The sequence below is a fragment of the Micromonospora sp. CV4 genome (genome assembly GCF_003667455.1).
Taxonomy (GTDB): Bacteria; Actinomycetota; Actinomycetes; order Mycobacteriales; family Micromonosporaceae; genus Micromonospora.
Genome location: NZ_RCVI01000353.1, coordinates 16,429 through 34,445, shown reverse-complemented (window position 1 = coordinate 34,445; position 18,017 = coordinate 16,429). Strand labels below are relative to the sequence as shown.

Genomic DNA, 18,017 nt, shown 5'->3' with positions numbered 1-18,017 from the left:
GTGCGGCGGCTGTCGGCGGCGTCGAGGGGGTGGCCGCGGGCGGGTCGTCGTCCTGGCCGCAGCCGGTGGCGAGCAGTGCGGTGGCGAGGACGGCGGCGAGGGCGGCGGGGACGCGGAAACCGGGGGCACGGACGAGCACGGGCGGACTCCGAACGACGCGGGGACGGGTGTCGAACTGATCGTCGGGGAGGAGAACTCTACGTCTTGTTCGGCGGCGGGGAAATGACCATGATGAACGCATGCGATCGAGGCTGGTCACTGCCCGTCACGTCCTGAGCCGAGCGGTGGCGGCGCTGGCCATGGCCGTGGTGGTGGCGCTGCTGCTGCCCGCCGCTCCGGCGTCCGCGCACGGTCAGTTGGCGACCTCGACCCCGCTGACCGGCACCGTGGTCCGCGAGCCGCTGACACGGTTGGGGTTGTACTTCACCGAGAAGCCGGCCCCCAACGCCCACTTCACCGTCACCGGGCCGAACGGGTCCCGGGTGGACAGTGGGTGGTCGTACGGCGAGCCGAAGCGGCTGGACAAGCCGGTCCAGGAGTACTTCATGGTCAATGGCGTCTTCGAGCCGCGGCTGTACCACACCGGCTTTCCGGCCATGGTGTCCGTCGCGCACTGGCCGGCGAAGGGCCGGTACACGGCCAGCTACCTGTCCGTCGCCTCGGACGGTGAGGCGGTGCGCGGCACCGTCACCTTCGACTACCAGGGGCCGGGCACGGCGGCGCCGGCCGGTTGGACGCCGCCCACGAGCGGGCCGGAGCCGGCGTTGCTCGCCCTGGTCGAGGGCACCCCGTCGGCGAGCCCCGGCGCGAGCGCCGACGCGGGCGCGACGGGCGCCCCGGCGGGCGCCACGGACACGGGGCAGGGTGGTGGGTTGCCGCCCTGGCTGCTGCCGGGCCTGATCGTCGTGGTCGTGTCCGCCGTCGTGCTGGTGACGGCCCGTCGCCGGCCCGCCGCGCGTGGCACGGCCGGACCGACCCGCCGGGGAGCCGGGCCGCCCCGCAGGTCCGGCACCCCGGCCCGCAAATCCGGCACCCCGGCCCGCAGACCCGGTAGCCGGGCCGATGGCTCCGCCCGGCGCGGGCGGCGGTAGGTCCAGCCCATCGCGTACCCGGGCATTTCCCGGCGTACCCCCGCGAACTTTCGCACGAACATCGGGAACTTTTGATGTATCGAAGCGAAGGCATGGACAGGTCAATCGAAACAACTTAATGTCTCGCCCATCAACCCGGTGTTTCCGGATCGTCACTCGTCGGCGTCGAGGACGGTGCGGAGCCGGGCCGACGGCCACCACCCCCGGCACTGCTCCACGCCGGCCGTCGGCACTCCTCTCCCCCCTTGGAGGAACGATGGGCACACGGCTGCTGCGCCGATTCGGCAGTCCTGTCCTTGGCGCGCTCGCACTCGTCCTCGCCGCCGGCTTCTGGGCCGACCCGGCCGGCGCCGCCCCCGAGCAGGAACCGGGCGTCACGCTGCGCGTCTTCGACGTGCAGGTGCCGCTCTCCGAGATCTGCACGCTCAAGCCCGCGCAGACCCCGAACGTGGACAAGCTCATGTCCACGATCAACTGGACGTCGACCGCCGACTTCGGCTTCGACAACTACTTCGTCTCGCAGGTGCTCGGCAACATCACCACCACCCAGGCCGGCAGCTACACGTTCCGGCTGAGCAGCGACGACGGATCCAAGCTGACGATCGGCAACACCGTGGTCATCAACCACGACGGCCTGCACGGCGCGACCCCGCCCAAGGAGGGCACGGTCACCCTCGCCGCCGGGCTGCACCCGCTGCGCATCGACCACTTCGAGCGCGACGGCGGCCAGCAGATCACTTTGGAATGGAAGACCCCGGGCTCGTCGTCCTTCGTGGTCGTGCCGAACTCGGCGTTGAGCACCGACGCCGGAGTGGTCCGGGTGACCGCACCGGGCCGCAAGGAGTGCGAAGGGATCACCGACTCCCCCGGCGACGGCCTGCCGCTGACCGGTGTGCACCCGGGCTACACGCTGACCAACCTGCGGCCCACCGGGTTCCAACCCAAGGTCACCGGGATGGACTGGCTGGCCGACGGCCGGCTGGTCATCTCCACCTGGGGCGGCAGCGACCAGTCCGGCACCTCCCAGGACGGCGAGGTGTGGATCCTCAACAACACCGGCGGCACGACCGGGCCGGGCACCGTGACCACCAAGAAGATCGCCGGCGGCCTCAAGGAGCCGATGGGGCTCAAGGTCGTCGACGGGGTGGTCTACGTCTCGGAGAAGCAGCGGCTGACCCGGCTGGTGGACACCACCGGCGACGAGGTGGCCGACCAGCTTCAGACGGTCGCCACCTGGCCGTACGGCGGGAACTTCCACGAGTTCGCGTTCGGCCTGCTCTACCAGGACGGGTTCTTCTACGTGAACCTGTCGGTCTCGATCAACCTCGGCGGCGCGACCACCAACCCGCAACCGGCCGCGAACCGGGGCACCACCCTCAAGGTCAACAAGGACACCGGCGCGGTCAGCTACGTCGCCGGCGGGCTGCGCACCCCGCACGGCATCGGCTGGGGCCCGGAGGGCGGCATCTTCGTCACCGACAACCAGGGCGGCTGGCTGCCGTCGTCGAAGCTGGTGCACGTCAAGCAGGGCCGGTTCTTCAACCACTACATGAATCCGGCCGGCCCGTTCGACGCCAACCCGGTCACCCCGCCGGTGCTCTGGATGCCGCAGAACGAGATCTCCAACTCGCCCAGCACCCCGCTGTACCTGACCAGCGGCCGGTACGCCGGCCAGTTCGTCATCGGGGACGTGACCTACGGCGGCCTGCAGAGGGCCAACGTGGAGAAGGTCAACGGCGAGTACCAGGGCGCCCTGTTCCGGCTCACCCAGGGCCTGGAGGCAGGCGTCTCCGAGGTCAACGTCGGCCCGGACGGCGCCATCTACGTCGGTGGGCTCGGCGCGGGCGGTAACTGGGGCCAGACCGGCAAGCTGTCGTACGGTCTGCAGAAGCTGACCCCGAACAGCGCCACCACCTTCGAGATGCTCGCCATGCGGGCCACCACGGCCGGGTTCGAGGTGGAGTACACCCAACCGGTCTCCGCGGAGACCGCCGCCAACCTGGCCGCGCACTACAAGATCAAGCAGTGGCGGTACCAGCCGACGGCCAGCTACGGCGGCCCGAAGATCGACGAGGAGACGTTGACCGTCACCGCGGCGACCCTGTCGGCGGACGGAAAGAAGGTCACCCTCGCGGTCAGCGGCCGCAAGGCCGGCCACGTCGTGTACCTGCGCTCACCACGTCCGTTCACCTCGACCAGCGGGCAGTCACTGTGGAGCACCGAGGCGTGGTACACGCTCAACGCCATCCCGGGCGTCACCCCTCCCCCGACCGGCGGGACCAACCTGGCGCTCAACAAGACGGCGACCGCGGACAGCTCCTGCTCGGCGACCGAGGGCCCGGCCAAGGCCGTCAACGGCAGCGTGGCCGGCGGCAACGGCGACAAGTGGTGCTCGAAGGGCGCCGCCAAGTTCCTCCAGGTGGACCTGGGGGCCAGCCACGCGGTGAACCGGGTGGTGGTGAAGCACGCCGGCGCCGGCGGTGAGAACACCGCCTGGAATACCCGGGACTTCACGGTCGCCTCCAGCCCCGACGGCACCACCTGGACCACCCGGGCCACGGTCACCGGCAACACGGCGAGCACGACCACGCACGACGTCGCGGCGCCCGGCACCCGCTACGTGCGGTTGGCCATCACCGCGCCGACCAGCACCAGCGATACGGCCGCGCGCATCTACGAGCTGGAGGTGTACGCGAGCACCGGCGGCGGATCGGGCCGGATCACCGGCGTCGGTGGCAAGTGCCTGGACGTCGACAACGCCGGCACCGCCGACGGCACCAAGGTGCAGCTCTGGACCTGCAACGGCACCGGCGCGCAGTCGTGGAGCCGGGTCGGCGACACCTATCGGGCCCTGGGCAAGTGCCTGGACGTGGACAACGCCGGCACCGCCGACGGCACCAAGGTGCAGCTGTGGACCTGCAACGGCACCGGTTCCCAGGTGTGGCAGCCGCAGTCCGACGGGTCGATCCGCAACCCGCAGTCGGGCAAGGTGCTGGAGGCCGCCGGCGCCGGCACCGCCGACGGCACCCAGATCCAGATCGGCACGTACGCGGGCGGCGCCCACCAGAAGTGGGTGGTCGGCTGACGCTCAGCGTGGGGGCGGGGTTGGACCGGCGACCGGTCAGGCCCCGCCCCGGGCCGCCCGGCGCAGATCGTCGGCGACCAGGGCGTACAGCGCCAGCGAACCGGCCAGCACGGCGGTCACCGCGACGACGAACCCGCGTTCGGCACCGTCTGGCGCGGACGCGACCCCGACCGCCAGCGCGGCGAGAGCGGCCAGCGCCATCAGCAGGCGCGCCCCGGCCTCCACACGCAGGACCGCCCGCTGTCGGTCCGGTAGGCCCGTCCGACTCCACCGCCGGGCCGCGAGCATGCTGGCCAGCACGCCGACCGCACCGGCCGTACCGATGATCGACCAGGACAGCCCGAACCCCTGCGCGGGGTGTTCGGGAGCGGTCACCCCGAAGTAGGCCAGTAGGGCGAACGCGACGGCCAGCAGGCCGCGACCCAGCCGGGCCCGCGGCGCGTCGACGCCACCCGGGGTACGCGTCACCATCGCCCCACCTCCGCCGCGACCGCTACCGCATCGACATCATGCCCCGGTGCGACCCGCCGTGCGAAGCCCCCGCGCCCCCGGACGGCCGGGGTGGCGATCGGTCAGGGGCCCTGCGGCAGAGGCTGGGCCAGTTCCTTCAGGTCCGCCGGGAGCTGGGACAGGGCGTCCTCGAACTCCCGGTGCCCGACCACCCGGTGCATCGTCTGGAGCACGGCCCGCGAGCCCCGCTCGGCGGTGGGTCGGTCAATCCCCGCACGCTCGGCGACGCGCCGCAGGAACTCGTCGTACCCGAACGGCTCGGGCGCCTCGGGCGCCTCGGCCAGCAGCGGGCTCAGCTCGGCGGCCAGGTGGGGGGCCAGCGCGGCCGCCTCGCCGCCGCTGAGCCGCTCGGTGAGGGTACGCAGAACCGCCTCGGTCAGCGGTCGCGCCTGCTCGGGCGGGACGCCCGCCCGTGCCGCAACCTTGTCGACGAACGCCAGCTCGGCCATACCCCCGCCCTTCGTTCCGGAGACGCGTGGCTACCCGGGCACACCGGCGGCAAACCCCGGACCGGGCACGGTGCGTACGGGCGGCACGGGTGTCCGTTCTACAACCGGGTGGCCTGTGCGAGCATGGTTGTCCTCTGTGTCTTCCCCCACCCTTCAGCGGAAGGACGCCCGTGGCAGAAACCGCGCCTCTCCCGGCCACCGACGGCACCAAGATCGACACGAGTGTCCCGCACTCCGCCCGGATCTGGAACTACTGGCTCGGCGGCAAGGACAACTTCGAGGTCGACCGGCTGGCCGGCGAACAGGTCCGCGAACTCTTCCCCGCGATGATCGAGACCGCCCGCGAGTCCCGCGCGTTCCTGTCCCGCGCGGTGCGCTTCCTCGCCGGCGAGGCCGGGATCCGACAGTTCCTCGACGTCGGCACGGGGCTGCCCACCGCCGACAACACCCACCAGGTCGCCCAGCGGGTCAACCCGCAGAGCCGGGTCGTCTACGTCGACAACGACCCGATGGTCCTGGCCCACGCGCGGGCGCTGCTGGTCGGCAGCCCGGAGGGGCTGACCCGCTACATCCACGCCGACCTGCGCGACCCGGAGGCGGTGCTCGGGCAGGCCCGCGAGCACCTCGACCTCGGCCAGCCCGTCGCGGTCCTGCTGTTCGGGGTGATGGGCCACGTCGGCGACGACGACGAGGCGGCGGCCATCATCCGCGCCCTGCTCGACGCGGTCCCGTCCGGCAGCTACCTGGCGCTGTCCGACGGCACCGACACCAGCGCGGCGGTCGTCGAGTCGCACCGGCAGTACAACGAGAGCGGCGCGCTGCCGTACCACCTGCGCAGCCCGGAGCGGATCGCGCGGTTCTTCGACGGCCTCGACCTGGTCGAGCCCGGCCTGGTGCCGTTCACCCACTGGCGGCCCGAGCAGGACGGCCCGCCGGCCGACCTGGACGGCTACTGCGCCGTCGGCCGCAAGCCCTGACCGACGCCGGAGCGCGGGCGGGGCCGCGCGGGCGACAGGATCGCCCGCCGGCCCCACCGGTCGGCTCGCGGGCACCGGGTAAAACGTCGGCGGGAGCCGCCTGACCCGTCGACGACGCCGTTCTGTTGGTTGGTCCGCGCGGCGCCGACCCGTCTCGTTACGGTGAGGTCGGACGGACACTCCGCGGCCGCGCGACGGCGGCCCCTGCGGCAGGAGGAGCAGATGGCGGTCGACCTGCCCGACGTGATCGACCGGTACTTCCGGGCCGTCGACGACGGCGATCTGGAGGCCTTCGTCGCCTGCTTCGCGGACACCGCGACCGTGGCCGACGAGGAACGGGTGCACGAGGGACGGGCGGCGATCCGCGCCTGGCGGCAGCGGACGATGGAGGCCTACTCGTACTCCGCGGAGCCGGTGACGGTCACGCCGCAGGCAGGCGACTCGTACCTGGTTCTCGCCCGGGTGTCCGGCGACTTTCCGGGCAGCCCGATCGAGCTGCGGTACCGGTTCACGCTGCGCGACGAGCTGATCGGCGCCCTGGCCATCCGCCCGTAGCGGCCGAGTCGCCCCGGCCGCGTGGCCCGGCGCGGCACAGCTCGGCCGGCGTCGGGGAGCCGTCGGATCAAGGCGCAGTCGCCGAACGGAGGACGCGGACGAGCGGCCGGAGGGTGACATGATGTGCCGACAACGGCTGTCACGACGAGGAAGGTGCTGCTGCCCGATGCCGCACTTCGAGGCCCGGACGTCCACGGCACCTGGCCGGATCGTCGTCACGCTGTCCGGCGAGTGCGACCTCGCCACCCGGGAGGAGCTGACCGTCGTGCTGTCCGCGGCGGTCCGCGGCGCGCCCGTGGTCGTGGTCGACGTGGGCGGGTTGCGCTTCCTCGACTCCACCGCTCTGCACAGCCTGGTGACCGCCCACCAGACCGCCCGCGCGACCGGCCGACGGTTGTACGCCGTCAACGCCACCGGTCCGGTCGCGGCCGTGCTGGACATCACCGGCGTCGGCGCCCTGCTGCGCCCGCCCGCCGACGACCCGCGGCTGGCGGGCTGATGGCGGCCGGCCGGCGGGAGACCCGGATCGTGGCCGAGCAGTCCGCGTCCGACCGCGCCCCGGACACGATGGCGTACCAGGTGGCGACGGACCTGCGAGCGCTGCGCGCGTTCGTCTGCACCCGGGCCCTGGCCCGGGGCCTGCCGCCACACCGGGTCGAGCTGCTGACGTTGGCGGTCAGCGAGCTGGCCACCAACACGTTGCAGCACACCACCGGCGGTGGCCGGGTCCGGCTGTGGGCCGAGGCGGACCAGCTGTTCTGCGACGTCATCGACCAGGGGCCAGCGGCGCGGGCGTTCGGCCGGGAGATGCCGCCGGCCGACGCGGTACGGGGTCGAGGGCTGGCAATCGTCGAGCAGGTCTGCGACGAGGTCGCCGTGCTGGCCGAGCCGGAGGGAACCGTGGTGCGGCTCCGGCTGGGCCTGTGAGCCGGTCGGCTCAGGGCAGCACGCGGACGGCCAGTGTGCAGGTGTCGTCGTCCGGGCTGGGGTGGTGCAGCAGGTCACGCAGTCGACCGACGCTCTGCTCCCCCGGCGCCGCGGAGAGCGCCGACAGGATCGACCGCACCTGTTCCAGCCGGTCCTCCTCGGGGGCGCGCCGTTCCACCAGCCCGTCGGTGTAGAACAGCACCAGGTCACCCGGACGCAGTCGCGGAGTGAGCACCGGGTACACCGAGTCGCCGTCGGCGCCCAGCAACAGGCCCGGCGGCCGGTCCAGCGGGTTGGTCTCGCCGTCGCGGGACAGCAGTGGCGCCAGGTGCCCGGCGCGTCCCCAGCAGAGCACCCGGGTCACCGGGTCGTAGACCGCGACCACGGCGGTCCCGGTGATCGCGAGCTGACCGCAGAGCCGGTTGAGGTGCCCGAGCAGCACCGCCGGGTCCCGGATGCCGATCGACAACCAGGCCACCAGCGCGAAGCGCAGATGGGCCATCCCGCTGGCGGCGTTGAGCCCGTGACCTGCCACGTCACCGACCGCGAGCACGACCGACCCGTCCGGCAGGGTCTGCGCGTGGTACCAGTCCCCGCCCACCCGCACGGCGCTCTCCGCCGGCAGGTAGTTGACCATCGCCTCCAGGCCGGCCAGCGGGAACGGCTCGCGGGGCACCGGCTGGATCAGGTTCTGCAACTGCCCGGCCAGCCGGTGCTCGGCCAGCGCCGTCATCTCCCGCGTGCGCAACTGGTCGCTGAGCTGCTCGATGGCGGTCCGCGAGTCGACCCTGGCGGTCACGTCCTGCACCACGGCGTGGATCTTCAACGGTGCGCCGTCCGCGTCCCGCGACACGTCGGACAGGATCCGTAGGTACTTCACCGCGCCCGCGGCCTGGAACCGGACCGTCACGTCCGAGGAGGCTCCACTGTCCAGCGTCTGCCAGGCCGCCTCGCTCAGCAGGTGGTCGTCCGGAAGCACCGCGGCGGACTGCTCGGCCCGCGACAGCGGGCCCAACGCCGGATCGCGCTCGAAGATCCGGTACATCCCGGGCGACCACTGGCTGACGCCGCTGGCCAGGTCGTACTCCGCCCAGCCGAGGCTGCCCAGCAACTCGGTGCGCTCCCGTCGGCGCTGGTCCTCGTCGAGCCGCTGCCAGGCCACCAGCAGGCCGCCGAGCACCCGGTGCACGTGCACGTCGAACAGCGAGTCGGCGACGACGCCGGTGCGCTTCTCCGCGTAGCGGAAGTCGGCCATCCGGCCGGGCGACCCGGTGGCCAGCACGTCGAGGTAGAGCCGCCAGAGCGGACCGTCAACCATGCTCGGATACAGCTCGGTGAGCCGCGCGCCCACCCGGTCGGTCCCGCGGCCGTAGATGTCGTGGCCCGGGCCGCTGGTGGCCGCGATCCGGAAGTCCGCGACCGGCCGACCGTCGCCCGGCAACGGCAGCAGCCACGTGCAGCCGGCCGGCACGACCGCCAGGATCTCGCGTACGACCGCCTCGACCGGGCGCGCCGCCCCGGAGGCGTGCGTGGGCTCGCCCTGGTCCGCCATGGCAGCAGCCTAACCACCGGCCGGCCCGCGGCCCACAGCGCCGCCGTCGACGTGACGCGACCCGCGCCCACCGGCTGAAGCGTCGTTGGTGCCGTCCGGGCTGCGCCGGATGCGACCCGCCGCCGGCCGATCCACACCCGATCGGGCCGCGCCTGCTGCCACAATGCGGACAACCCCGGTGGACGGTGGACAGTGGCGCCGGGTGAACCCCGATCAGGAGGACGGCACCATGCCGGACAGCGAACGCGAGGCGGAACTGTTCGACGCCGAGCGCACCCTGCAGGCGGCCCAGCGGGCCGGCGACGTGGCGGCCCTGGACCAGTTGCTCGTCGACCAGCTGATCGCCATCGGCCCGGAGGGCGGCAAGCACACCAAACGGGAAGACCTGGCCGCGCACCGCGACCGGACCTCGGTCATCGAGGAACTGGTCGAGGAGGAGCTGGACCTGCTCGTCGCCGGGTCGACCGGCGTGACGTTCTTCCTGGGCCGGGTGGCCGGAGTGTTCGACGGCACGCCGTTCTCGGCACGCCTGCGGTACACCCGGACCTGGATCCACGACGACACCCACGGCTGGCGGGTGCTCGCCGCGCACATCAGCCCGGTCTGACCCTCGCGTCGGCATCACCGTCGGACTCGTCGTCCTCCTCGTCGTCCTCCTCGTCGTCGTCGAGCAGGCCCTGCTCGTCGAGGAAGGCGTACCACCGGTCGTCGGCGGGGGTCAGGTCGGCGTAGCCCGGGCCGAGCAGGTAGTAGTGCACGAAGGAGTCCACGTCGGGGGCGAGCTCCTCGAAGGAGTCCGCCATGAACCACTCGGTGCCGGCCGGCGGGAAATACCAGACCGCGCCGGTGCCCCGGTCCATGAAGATCGGCTCGTCGCTGTGGGTGCCGATCACCAGCCAACCCGCACGGTCCTCGGGGATGGCCGAGAAGTCCGGCGCGTAGTCCAGGTGGTACTGGATGCCGGCGAGGGTGGACGTGGACGCCAGCTCGATCCGGCCGGCACGCAGCCCGTCGGCCACCAGCAGGAGATCCCGCAGGCCGGCCGGGAGATCCGCCGGCACGGCGTCGGTGGCCGCGCCGTCGCCGAACTGGGCGTACCCCAGGCTCGCCGGCTGGTCCTCGGCCAGGTCGGCCCGCAGCTCCTCGATGAGCTGGTGCAACTCGGGGTTCAATCCACCACCTCTATTCGGATCGCGGTCCCGTCCGGCAAGGTCTGGATCTGCCCCCAGATCTGCGAACCGATGTCCGTGTTGGTTCTACCATGCGGCAGCCTGTGTCGACGCTGTCCGGCCCGCCGAGCTGCAGTTCCACACGTGGTCCGGGTGGTAGCTGGGTGGACGGCGGCGCCTTCCGCCGGGGCCGTGCCTCGTCCGCGACCGGCGCTACGACGCGGGCGCCCGCTCGACGGTGGCGTCGACCGGGCCGATCCGCAGCACGCCGTCGTTGAGCGGCGTGCAGCGGATGCCTCCGGTGGTGCGCAGTGCCTTCCACGCGCCCGGGCCGACCGTGACGTCCATCCAGGCGCAGGGGCGGGCGGCCCGGTTCACCCGCAGGCTGACCGGGCCGTCCCCGGAGTCCAGCACCAGCACCTTGCCGATCAGTTCGTCCACGGCGATGCCGGTGGTGAGGACGTTGCGGCGGACCTGCGCCAGTCCGATGCCGGGTGGCAGCGACTCCTGGGCGATCACCGTGACGCTGGCGTCGCGGTGCGCCGGCTGGCCGAAGTACCGGTCGCCGACGATGCCGAGGCCGGCCCGGATCCGCACCACGTCGACCAGCTCACCGGGCGGGGCCGGCGCCGGACCGTCGGCGGGCCGGCCCAGGAAGCGGTGCACGGGCGAGGCCAGCAACTCGACGATCCGTGGCATGGCACGGATTCTACGAACCGGGCGGCGCCCTGCGGGCCGGCTCGGCGGACGGGGCACCGACGGCGTCGAGGCGGTCACCCGAACGACGGGCCGGCTCGGGGCCGACCGACGGTGCGGCGGCGATCCACTCCAGGTCGCCGGCATCGGGGCACCCCGGGCGCCCGGACGCCCCGACATCGCCGACCTGGAGTGGATCATCGCCGCCGCTCCACCGCGACCGGGTCAGGCCGGCGTGCCGGTGACCGTCAGGTCGCGCAGCCGGCCCACGTTGTCGAACGAGCCGAAGCCCACCCGCCCGGAGCCGAACGTCGTGTCCTTCGCGGTCATCAGCGGGTCTCGTCGCCCGTCGACGTACACCGCCATCTCGCCGGTCGCCGGCAGGTGCACGACCCGTACGCGGTGCCAGTCGGCATCGGTGATCGCCGGGTTGGCGCCACGCGACCGGCCGTTCCACTGGTGGTCGATGCGTTCCCGGTCGGCGTTGTCGACCTTGAAGATGCCGTTGTGCGGATAGATCGTGTTGTCGGTGGAGAGGTGGGCGTAGTAGAACTGCGTGTCCGAGCGCCAGCCGAAGACGATGATCACGTCGCGGTTGGTGACCTCCACCGGCGTGTCGAGCCGTACCCGCGCCTCGACCTCGACCGACGACCAGGCCGGCCCGGCGGTCAGCACGGCGTACTCGAACGGCCGGCGCGGGCCCGGCCGGCTGACCCCGGCCTCGGCGAGGATGACCTGGTCCCGGGTGAACTCCCACTTGGCCGGCGTCACCGGCGCCCAGTTCGACGCCCCGGCGGTGCGGCGCAGGGTGGTGTCGCCGACGTCGCCGCTGGCGAAGACGCGGGTGCCGGTGACCTTCCAGACCTTCCCGTTGGCCTTGGCGAGCACGTACAGTTCGCCGGCGGTGTCGGTGCCGAACCGCAGGTCGACGCGGTTGGGGTCACCGGGCGCGCCGGGCCCGGAGAGGTCCCGCATCCGGACCGGGGCGCCCGCCGCGTCGAACAGGGCGAGCTGGTGGATCGGCGCCAGGCCCCGGCCGCGGCGCATCTCGTTCGCCTCGGTGTAGAGCACCCGACCGTCGACGAGGTCGCCGAACACGTACTTGCCGCGCAGCGCCGGCAGCGCGCGTCCCCGGTAGACGAAACCACCGGCCACCGCGACGCCGACGTCCGCGGTGCAGTTCCAGTCCGCGGCGGGGTCGTGGTCGTACGCGGCGACCGGGTACGTGTATCCGTAGCGGTCGTCGTCGGCGGGCAGCGGGAAGAGCCGGTCGCAGGGGTTGGTGGCCGCCTTGTCGAAGACGAAGGACCCTTCGCGCTCGCTCCAGCCGAAGTTGTCGCCGGCGCGGACCTCGTAAATGGCCTCGATGGCGTGCTCACCGATGTGCCCGAGGTACATCCGACCGGTGGCCCGGTCCCAGCTGAAGCGGTGCGGGTCGCGGAAGCCCACGGCGTAGATCTCGCCGAGCGCGCCCGCGCGGCCGACGAACGGGTTCGTCGCGGGGATGCCGTACCGCCCGTTGGCGGAATTGGTGCCCCGCGGGTCGATCCGCAGCAGCTTGCCGTGCGGCATGCCCAGGTTCTGCGGGTCGGTGTTGCGCACGCCCAGGCCGCCGTCGCCGACCGCCAGGTACAGCAGGCCGTAATCGCGATCGTGGCGCTTCGCGGTGGGATTGAAGTTGATCTCCTGGATGCCGTGCACCTGGCCGCCGAACCCGATGCGCAGGACCTCCCGACGGGTGCCGGCGAACGTGTCGGCGCTCGGGTCGGTCGCCGTCCACTCGGTGATGACACCGTGGTAGATCGTGCCGGCCTGGGCGTAGTCCGGCGGAGTGGTCGTCGCCGACGCCAGCTCGGTGTGGATGGTGTAGAACCGGCCGTTGACGCCGAACTCGGGGTGGAAGGCGACGTACCCGAAGCCCTGACCCAGGCCACGGCCGGAGAAGAACTGCGGCGCGAAGGTCGCCGCCACGTCGAGGTAGACGTGCGGCACGCCGCCTTCGACCAGGTAGAGGCTGCCGTTCAGGTCGGGCACCGCCCGCCGGCCCGAGCCGTCGGGCACCTCCATGATGGTGTTGATCCGGGCGGTACGCATGAGCCGCTGATCGGTCGGGGCCGGGGTCGGCTGCGACTGCGGGAAGCTGGCGTACTCGGTGAGGACCAACCCGAGTCGGGACTGGATCGGCATCTCGGGCACCGGGTCGTAGATGGCGTCGGCGGCCCGGGCGGGGGTCGCGAGCACGGTGGACAGGATCAGCACGACGGCGGTGAGCCCGGCCGTCAGCACGGACCTGCGGATCCTGCGGGCGCTGTCGTGGAGGGTGAGCACGCGGGTCTCCTTCTCGGTGGGACGGTGCCGAGGGTGGTCAGCGGGCCAGATGGCGGTACTGCCTCCGCACATCGGTCGCGGAGACCACGCTGTCGAGGAACATCAGGCCGTCCATCCGGCAGTCGCACGGGTTCCGCTCCACCGTGTCCTGGGGGAAGCTTCCACCGATCTTGATGCCTCGGGGGTCGGAGGCCGTGGTCAGGTGCGGGCCGGGCCCGGACACCAGCCACGGGTCGTCGGTACGGGTGTAGAAGCCGTCCACCGGTTCTCCGTTGCGGTAGAGGGCGAGAGCGCCGGTGCCGAAGTCGAAGGTGGCGGCGAGGTGGACCCACTCCCCCGTCGGCAGCAGGTCCCGCCAGTCCTGGCTCGCGGCGAACGTCTGCGAGTTGCCGCCGTCGAGACGGCGGCCGAGCGCGACCAGGCGCAGCTCACCGTTGACGTCGATCAGCTCCAGCAGGGCGCGGACGCCGTGGCCGTCGGAGTCGCCGGTCAGCACCCCGGCCAGGCCGATGGCGTTGTACCGGTCGGTCGGGTCGGCGGTGGTGGAGTTGGGCAGCGGGCTGTCCATCTCCAGCTTGAACCAGCCCATCACGGTGGTGCCCGCGGTCGCGCTGAAGGCGCGCAGGGTGCGCACCCCGCTGGCCGACCAGGTGCCGGCCTTCCAGTCGTCGTTGCCGTTCAGCGACGGGTCGACCTGCCGGGTCTGCACCGCGTTGCCGCTGCCCCGGTACGCGTGGTCGCGCACACGCATGGTGGCACCGCCGTTGACCAGCTCGATCTCGGTGCCGGAGCGGCCCTGGTCGCGCTCGAGCGCGGGGTCGCCCGGCACCGGGTGGTCGAAGTCGTAGGCGGCGACCAGGTGCGCTCGCAGGGCGGGGTGGACGTCGGACGGACGGTGCCGGTCCGCCTGCGCCGCGGGCGCCCCCGCGCCGGTGAGTGCGCCGATCGTCAGGAGGGAGACGGTGGCGACGGCGGCTCGTCGGGCCCTGGGCATCGCGTTCACCTCATTTCACGGCACGCGGGTGCCGGTCACGTAAGCGCTTACGTAAGCGCTTACGTACCCTAGGCTTCGACCAACGTCACTGGCAATAGATCGGGTGACATGGATGCCTCCGGGAGTTGCGGATGCCCAGGGCTGGCCAGCGGCCGCGCCTCGTCGACGTGGCCGAACGCGCCGACGTCTCGCTGGCGACCGCCTCCCGGGCCCTCGCCGGCCGCGACGGGGTCAGCGCCGAGGTGGCCGACCGCATCCGCCAGGTCGCCCGCGACCTGGGGTACGTCGCCAACCCGTACGCCCGCACGCTCGCCGGCGGCGCCAGCTCCACCGTGGGCCTGATCGTCCACCAGGTCGACGACCCCTACTTCTCCGAGATCGCCGGCGGGGTCATCCAGCTCGCCGCCGAGCAGGGGCTGCTGGTGCAGATCTGCCAGTCCGGCCGGGACCCCGACTACGAGCTGCAACAGCTACGCCACCTCATCGCCCAGCGGGTCGGCATCATCCTGATCAGCGGTTCGGGGTACGACGACCCCCGCGTGGAGGCCGAGGCCCGGGCCGAGCTGGCGGCGTTCCAGGCCCACGGCGGCCGGGTCGCCGCGATCGGGCGGCACGCGCTCGGCGTCGACGCCGTCCTGCCGGACAACGAGGCCGGCGGCAACGCGCTCGCCCACCACCTGATAGATCTCGGCCACCGGCGGATCACGGTCGCCGCGGGCAGCGCCGGTCTCACCACGGTCGCCGACCGGCTCGCCGGGGTCTCGTCGGCGCTGCGCCAGCGCGGGCTGCCCCCGACCGACCTCGCCGTGGTGCACGGCGACTTCACCCGGGGCGGCGGCCGGGCGGTCACCGAGCAGATCCTGAACGAACACCCGGAAACGACCGCGATCATCGCGCTCAACGACGCGATGGCGATGGGGGTGCTGTCGACGCTGCGCTCCCGCCGCATCCCGGTGCCCGGGCGGATGTCGGTCGTCGGCTTCGACGACGTCTCGGTGGCGGCCGACCTCGCGCCCAGCCTCACCACCATCCGGCTGCCGATGACCGAGATGGGTCGTACGGCGCTCAGCCTCGCGCTCAAGCCCCGCTCGACGCGTCCCCGCCGCCGCTCGACCGGGCACCTGCTGGTCGTCCGCGACTCGACCGGCCCCGCGCCGACGGCCTGAACCGGGCGACCCGGCCGGTCGGATTCGGCCGCGATCCCGCACCGCTTCTGGCACGGTCGAGGGGTCCACCCACCCCGTGGCCGATCAGGAGAAGTCATGGCCGACATCGCGGTGCGGCACCGGACGGTGGAGGTCGACGGCATCACGATCTTCTACCGGGAGGCCGGCGCCACCGACGCGCCGGTGGTGCTGCTGCCGCACGGCTACCCGTCGTCGTCGTTCCAGTTCCGTCACCTGCTGCCCGCGCTGGCCGACCGGTGGCGGGCCGTCGCACCCGACTACCCTGGCTTCGGCTACAGCGACACGCCGGACCCCGGCCGGTTCGCGTACACCTTCGACGCGCACGCCGACCTGCTCCGGCGGTTCACCGAGACACTGGAGCTGACCCGTTACGTGATCTATCTCCAGGACTACGGCAGCCAGTTCGGGTTGCGGCTGGCGATGGCCGCGCCGGAGCGGGTCGCGGGTCTCATCATCCAGAACGGCGACATCTACCCCGACCAGCACGGCCCGAAGTACGAGCCGCTGAAACAGTTCTGGCGCGAGCCCACCGACGAGGGCCGCGACCGGTTGGCCGCCGCGATCAACGAGGAGGGCTTCCGGCGCGAGTTCCTGGGCGAACTGCCGGACCGGCTGACCGACCGGGTGAGCCCGGACCTGTGGCGGTTCTCCGGGGCGCTGGTCGCGGATCCCCGGCGGCGCGACGCCTGGCTGCGGCTCCTCGCCGATCAGGGCAGCACGGTCGCGTGGTTCGCCCGGCAGCAGGAGTACCTGCGTACCCGTCGGCCACCCACACTGATCGTGTGGGGGCCGCACGACGGCTACATGCCGGCGGGCGCGGCCCGCGCGTACCTGCGGGATCTGCCCGACGCCGACCTGCACCTGCTCGACGGTGGCCACTGGCTGCTCGAGACGCACCTCGACGAGGTGGTGCGGCTGGTCCGCGACTTCCTCGCCCGCGTTCAGCCCTGAGGACGACCGGGTTCCCGAACCGCGCCACCGCGGGGGATGATCCCCGGATGACAGCGACGACGGGTAGGCGCGCACCGCTCGGGGCTCTGTTCCTGGCGGTGGCCACGGTCGGGGTGTGGTTGCTCTGGCTGGGCTGGGACACCGGGTACACCGTCGACCCGGAGACCGGTTCGCGCAGCGGCCCGTACGAGCCGTGGCAGGTGATCGGTTGCGTGCTGACCCTCGCGCTGCTCGCCGCCCTCGCCGGCACGCGGCTGAGCCCGTGGCTGGTGGCGCCGGTGATGACGGTGGCCTTCACGGCGGCGTGGTCGTGGGGGGCGTTGTCGTCCGACGACAGCGGACTGTGGGCCGTCGGGGCGGTCCTGGTGCTGGTCGGGATGGCGGTCGGCAGCACGCTGGTGAGCCTCGGCGCGCACCGGCTCAGCCGGCGTCGGGCCGGCTGACCGTCCGCAGCACGACCGACCATGGTGGACGGTCACGCCTGTGATCTGATGTGGCCATGATCACTCCGACTCCCCTCATGAGCCTGGTTGCCGGCGTCTGGGGGTTCAAGACCCTCGCGGTCGGCGTTGAACTCGGCCTGTTCACCCGGCTCGCCGGCGGCCGGACGATGACCGTCGAGCAGGCGGCCGCCGAGTTCGGGTTGGCCGACCGTCCGGCGGACCTGCTGCTGGCGGCGAGCGCCTCACTCGGCCTGCTCGAGAAGGCCGGCGACGGCTACCGCAACTCCGAGCTGGCCGAGCAGTTCCTGGTCGAGGGCCGCCCGTACTACTTCGGCGCCCAGGTCCGCTACTCCGACCTGCGTACCTACCTGCCCTGGCACCGCATCGGGGAGGCGCTGCGCACCGACCGGCCACTGACCTGGGACCCGCAGGCCCAGCAGTCGATGTTCGACACCACCGACCCGGAGATGCTGGCGCAGTTCTGGGACGCCATGTACTCCACGTCCAGCTTCACCGCCGCCGCGCTGGCCGACGCGTACGACTTCTCCGCGCATCGCCGGCTGCTCGACGTGGGCGGCGGGGCCGGCGCGTTCCCGATCGAGTTCTGCCGCCGCCTGCCCGACCTGCGGGCGACCGTCCTGGACCTGCCCCACGTCTGCGCACGGGCCGAGGAACGGATCGCGGCGGCCGGCCTGACCGGGCGGATCGCCACGCTGCCCGGCGACTTCCTCGCCGACCCGGCGCTGCCGGGCGGGCACGACGTCATCCTGCTCAGCATGATCCTGCACGACTGGGACGAGCCGACGAATCGCGCGTTGCTGGCCCGGTGCCACGCGGCCCTTCCGCCGGGTGGGACGGTCGTGGTCTGCGAGCTGCTGCTGAACGATGAGCGCACCGGCCCGCCGGAGGCCGCTCTGATGGGCATGAACATGCTGGTGGAGACCGAGGGCGGCCGGAACTACTCGGGCGCCGAGTACGCCGCCTGGCTCGCGGACGTCGGCTTTGTCGACGTCCGCACGGTGCCCTTCGACGCCCCCGGCGCCAACGGCGCGGTGGTGGCCCGCCGAGCCTGACCGTCGACGCCACCCGGCCCACGCGAGCCC

18 protein-coding genes are annotated in these 18,017 nt (G+C 72.6%); 11 read left to right on the top strand and 7 right to left on the bottom strand.

Features of this window, described 5'->3' with window-relative positions; genetic code table 11:
• The first annotated feature begins 239 nt into the window (after positions 1 to 239).
• Together EAD98_RS25040 and EAD98_RS25035 are read left to right on the top strand one after the other, a co-directional pair.
• The gene (locus EAD98_RS25040; RefSeq protein WP_121656439.1) at positions 240 to 1,091 is read left to right on the top strand and encodes a copper resistance protein CopC; all 852 of its coding nucleotides are present in this window, start codon (positions 240 to 242) and stop codon (positions 1,089 to 1,091) included.
• A 256-nt stretch (positions 1,092 to 1,347) separates the two neighbouring features.
• A complete protein-coding gene (locus EAD98_RS25035; protein ID WP_121656438.1) occupies positions 1,348 to 4,176 on the top strand; it encodes a ricin-type beta-trefoil lectin domain protein in 2,829 nt (942 codons plus the stop codon).
• 36 nt (positions 4,177 to 4,212) lie between these two features.
• Here EAD98_RS25035 and EAD98_RS25030 read toward each other — a convergent pair whose 3' ends face one another.
• Together EAD98_RS25030 and EAD98_RS25025 are read right to left on the bottom strand one after the other, a co-directional pair.
• On the bottom strand, positions 4,213 to 4,647 hold the full coding sequence (locus tag EAD98_RS25030) for a hypothetical protein (protein WP_121656437.1): 435 nt from the start codon (positions 4,645 to 4,647) through the stop codon (positions 4,213 to 4,215).
• Positions 4,648 to 4,748: 101 nt separating this feature from the next.
• Positions 4,749 to 5,135, bottom strand: coding sequence for a DUF2267 domain-containing protein (locus EAD98_RS25025; protein ID WP_121656436.1), 387 nt, complete (start codon positions 5,133 to 5,135; stop codon positions 4,749 to 4,751).
• Between the two features lie 170 nt (positions 5,136 to 5,305).
• Between EAD98_RS25025 and EAD98_RS25020 the strand changes: the two genes are divergently transcribed.
• The 4 genes from EAD98_RS25020 (at position 5,306) to EAD98_RS25005 (ending at position 7,594) form a co-directional block, all read left to right on the top strand.
• On the top strand, positions 5,306 to 6,112 hold the full coding sequence (locus tag EAD98_RS25020) for an SAM-dependent methyltransferase (RefSeq protein ID WP_121656435.1): 807 nt from the start codon (positions 5,306 to 5,308) through the stop codon (positions 6,110 to 6,112).
• Positions 6,113 to 6,334: 222 nt separating this feature from the next.
• Positions 6,335 to 6,667 (top strand): nuclear transport factor 2 family protein, encoded by a 333-nt coding sequence (locus EAD98_RS25015; RefSeq protein ID WP_121656434.1) that lies wholly within the window; start codon positions 6,335 to 6,337, stop codon positions 6,665 to 6,667.
• Between the two features lie 166 nt (positions 6,668 to 6,833).
• Entirely contained in the window at positions 6,834 to 7,166 is a 333-nt protein-coding gene (locus EAD98_RS25010) for an STAS domain-containing protein (RefSeq protein WP_121656433.1), read from the top strand.
• Entirely contained in the window at positions 7,166 to 7,594 is a 429-nt protein-coding gene (locus EAD98_RS25005) for an ATP-binding protein (RefSeq protein ID WP_121656432.1), read from the top strand. The genes EAD98_RS25010 and EAD98_RS25005 overlap by 1 nt, the downstream gene beginning before the upstream one ends.
• A gap of 10 nt (positions 7,595 to 7,604) precedes the next feature.
• Here EAD98_RS25005 and EAD98_RS25000 read toward each other — a convergent pair whose 3' ends face one another.
• On the bottom strand, positions 7,605 to 9,146 hold the full coding sequence (locus tag EAD98_RS25000) for a PP2C family protein-serine/threonine phosphatase (protein WP_121656431.1): 1,542 nt from the start codon (positions 9,144 to 9,146) through the stop codon (positions 7,605 to 7,607).
• 202 nt (positions 9,147 to 9,348) lie between these two features.
• Between EAD98_RS25000 and EAD98_RS24995 the strand changes: the two genes are divergently transcribed.
• On the top strand, positions 9,349 to 9,753 hold the full coding sequence (locus EAD98_RS24995) for a nuclear transport factor 2 family protein (RefSeq protein ID WP_233583966.1): 405 nt from the start codon (positions 9,349 to 9,351) through the stop codon (positions 9,751 to 9,753).
• Here EAD98_RS24995 and EAD98_RS24990 read toward each other — a convergent pair.
• The 4 genes from EAD98_RS24990 to EAD98_RS24970 all read right to left on the bottom strand — a co-directional run bounded on the left by EAD98_RS24990 (position 9,740) and on the right by EAD98_RS24970 (position 14,333).
• The gene (locus EAD98_RS24990) at positions 9,740 to 10,318 is read right to left on the bottom strand and encodes an SUKH-4 family immunity protein (protein ID WP_121656430.1); all 579 of its coding nucleotides are present in this window, start codon (positions 10,316 to 10,318) and stop codon (positions 9,740 to 9,742) included. The two genes, EAD98_RS24995 and EAD98_RS24990, sit on opposite strands and share 14 nt — an antisense overlap.
• A 210-nt stretch (positions 10,319 to 10,528) precedes the next feature.
• Positions 10,529 to 11,014, bottom strand: coding sequence for a molybdenum cofactor biosysynthesis protein (locus tag EAD98_RS24980; protein WP_121656429.1), 486 nt, complete (start codon positions 11,012 to 11,014; stop codon positions 10,529 to 10,531).
• Positions 11,015 to 11,236: 222 nt separating this feature from the next.
• Positions 11,237 to 13,339, bottom strand: coding sequence for a sorbosone dehydrogenase family protein (locus EAD98_RS24975; protein ID WP_233583965.1), 2,103 nt, complete (start codon positions 13,337 to 13,339; stop codon positions 11,237 to 11,239).
• A gap of 37 nt (positions 13,340 to 13,376) precedes the next feature.
• A complete protein-coding gene (locus tag EAD98_RS24970; RefSeq protein WP_121656446.1) occupies positions 13,377 to 14,333 on the bottom strand; it encodes a LamG-like jellyroll fold domain-containing protein in 957 nt (318 codons plus the stop codon).
• A gap of 131 nt (positions 14,334 to 14,464) precedes the next feature.
• Between EAD98_RS24970 and EAD98_RS24965 the strand changes: the two genes are divergently transcribed.
• The 4 genes from EAD98_RS24965 (at position 14,465) to EAD98_RS24950 (ending at position 17,987) form a co-directional block, all read left to right on the top strand.
• Entirely contained in the window at positions 14,465 to 15,499 is a 1,035-nt protein-coding gene (locus EAD98_RS24965; protein WP_121656428.1) for a LacI family DNA-binding transcriptional regulator, read from the top strand.
• Positions 15,500 to 15,595: 96 nt separating this feature from the next.
• Positions 15,596 to 16,471, top strand: coding sequence for an alpha/beta fold hydrolase (locus tag EAD98_RS24960; RefSeq protein ID WP_121656427.1), 876 nt, complete (start codon positions 15,596 to 15,598; stop codon positions 16,469 to 16,471).
• Between the two features lie 47 nt (positions 16,472 to 16,518).
• The gene (locus EAD98_RS24955; protein WP_121656426.1) at positions 16,519 to 16,914 is read left to right on the top strand and encodes a hypothetical protein; all 396 of its coding nucleotides are present in this window, start codon (positions 16,519 to 16,521) and stop codon (positions 16,912 to 16,914) included.
• A 56-nt stretch (positions 16,915 to 16,970) separates the two neighbouring features.
• Positions 16,971 to 17,987 carry a methyltransferase gene (locus EAD98_RS24950; protein ID WP_121656445.1) on the top strand — a complete coding sequence of 339 codons (1,017 nt, stop codon included), beginning with the start codon at positions 16,971 to 16,973 and terminating at the stop codon, positions 17,985 to 17,987.
• The last annotated feature ends 30 nt before the right edge of the window (positions 17,988 to 18,017 follow it).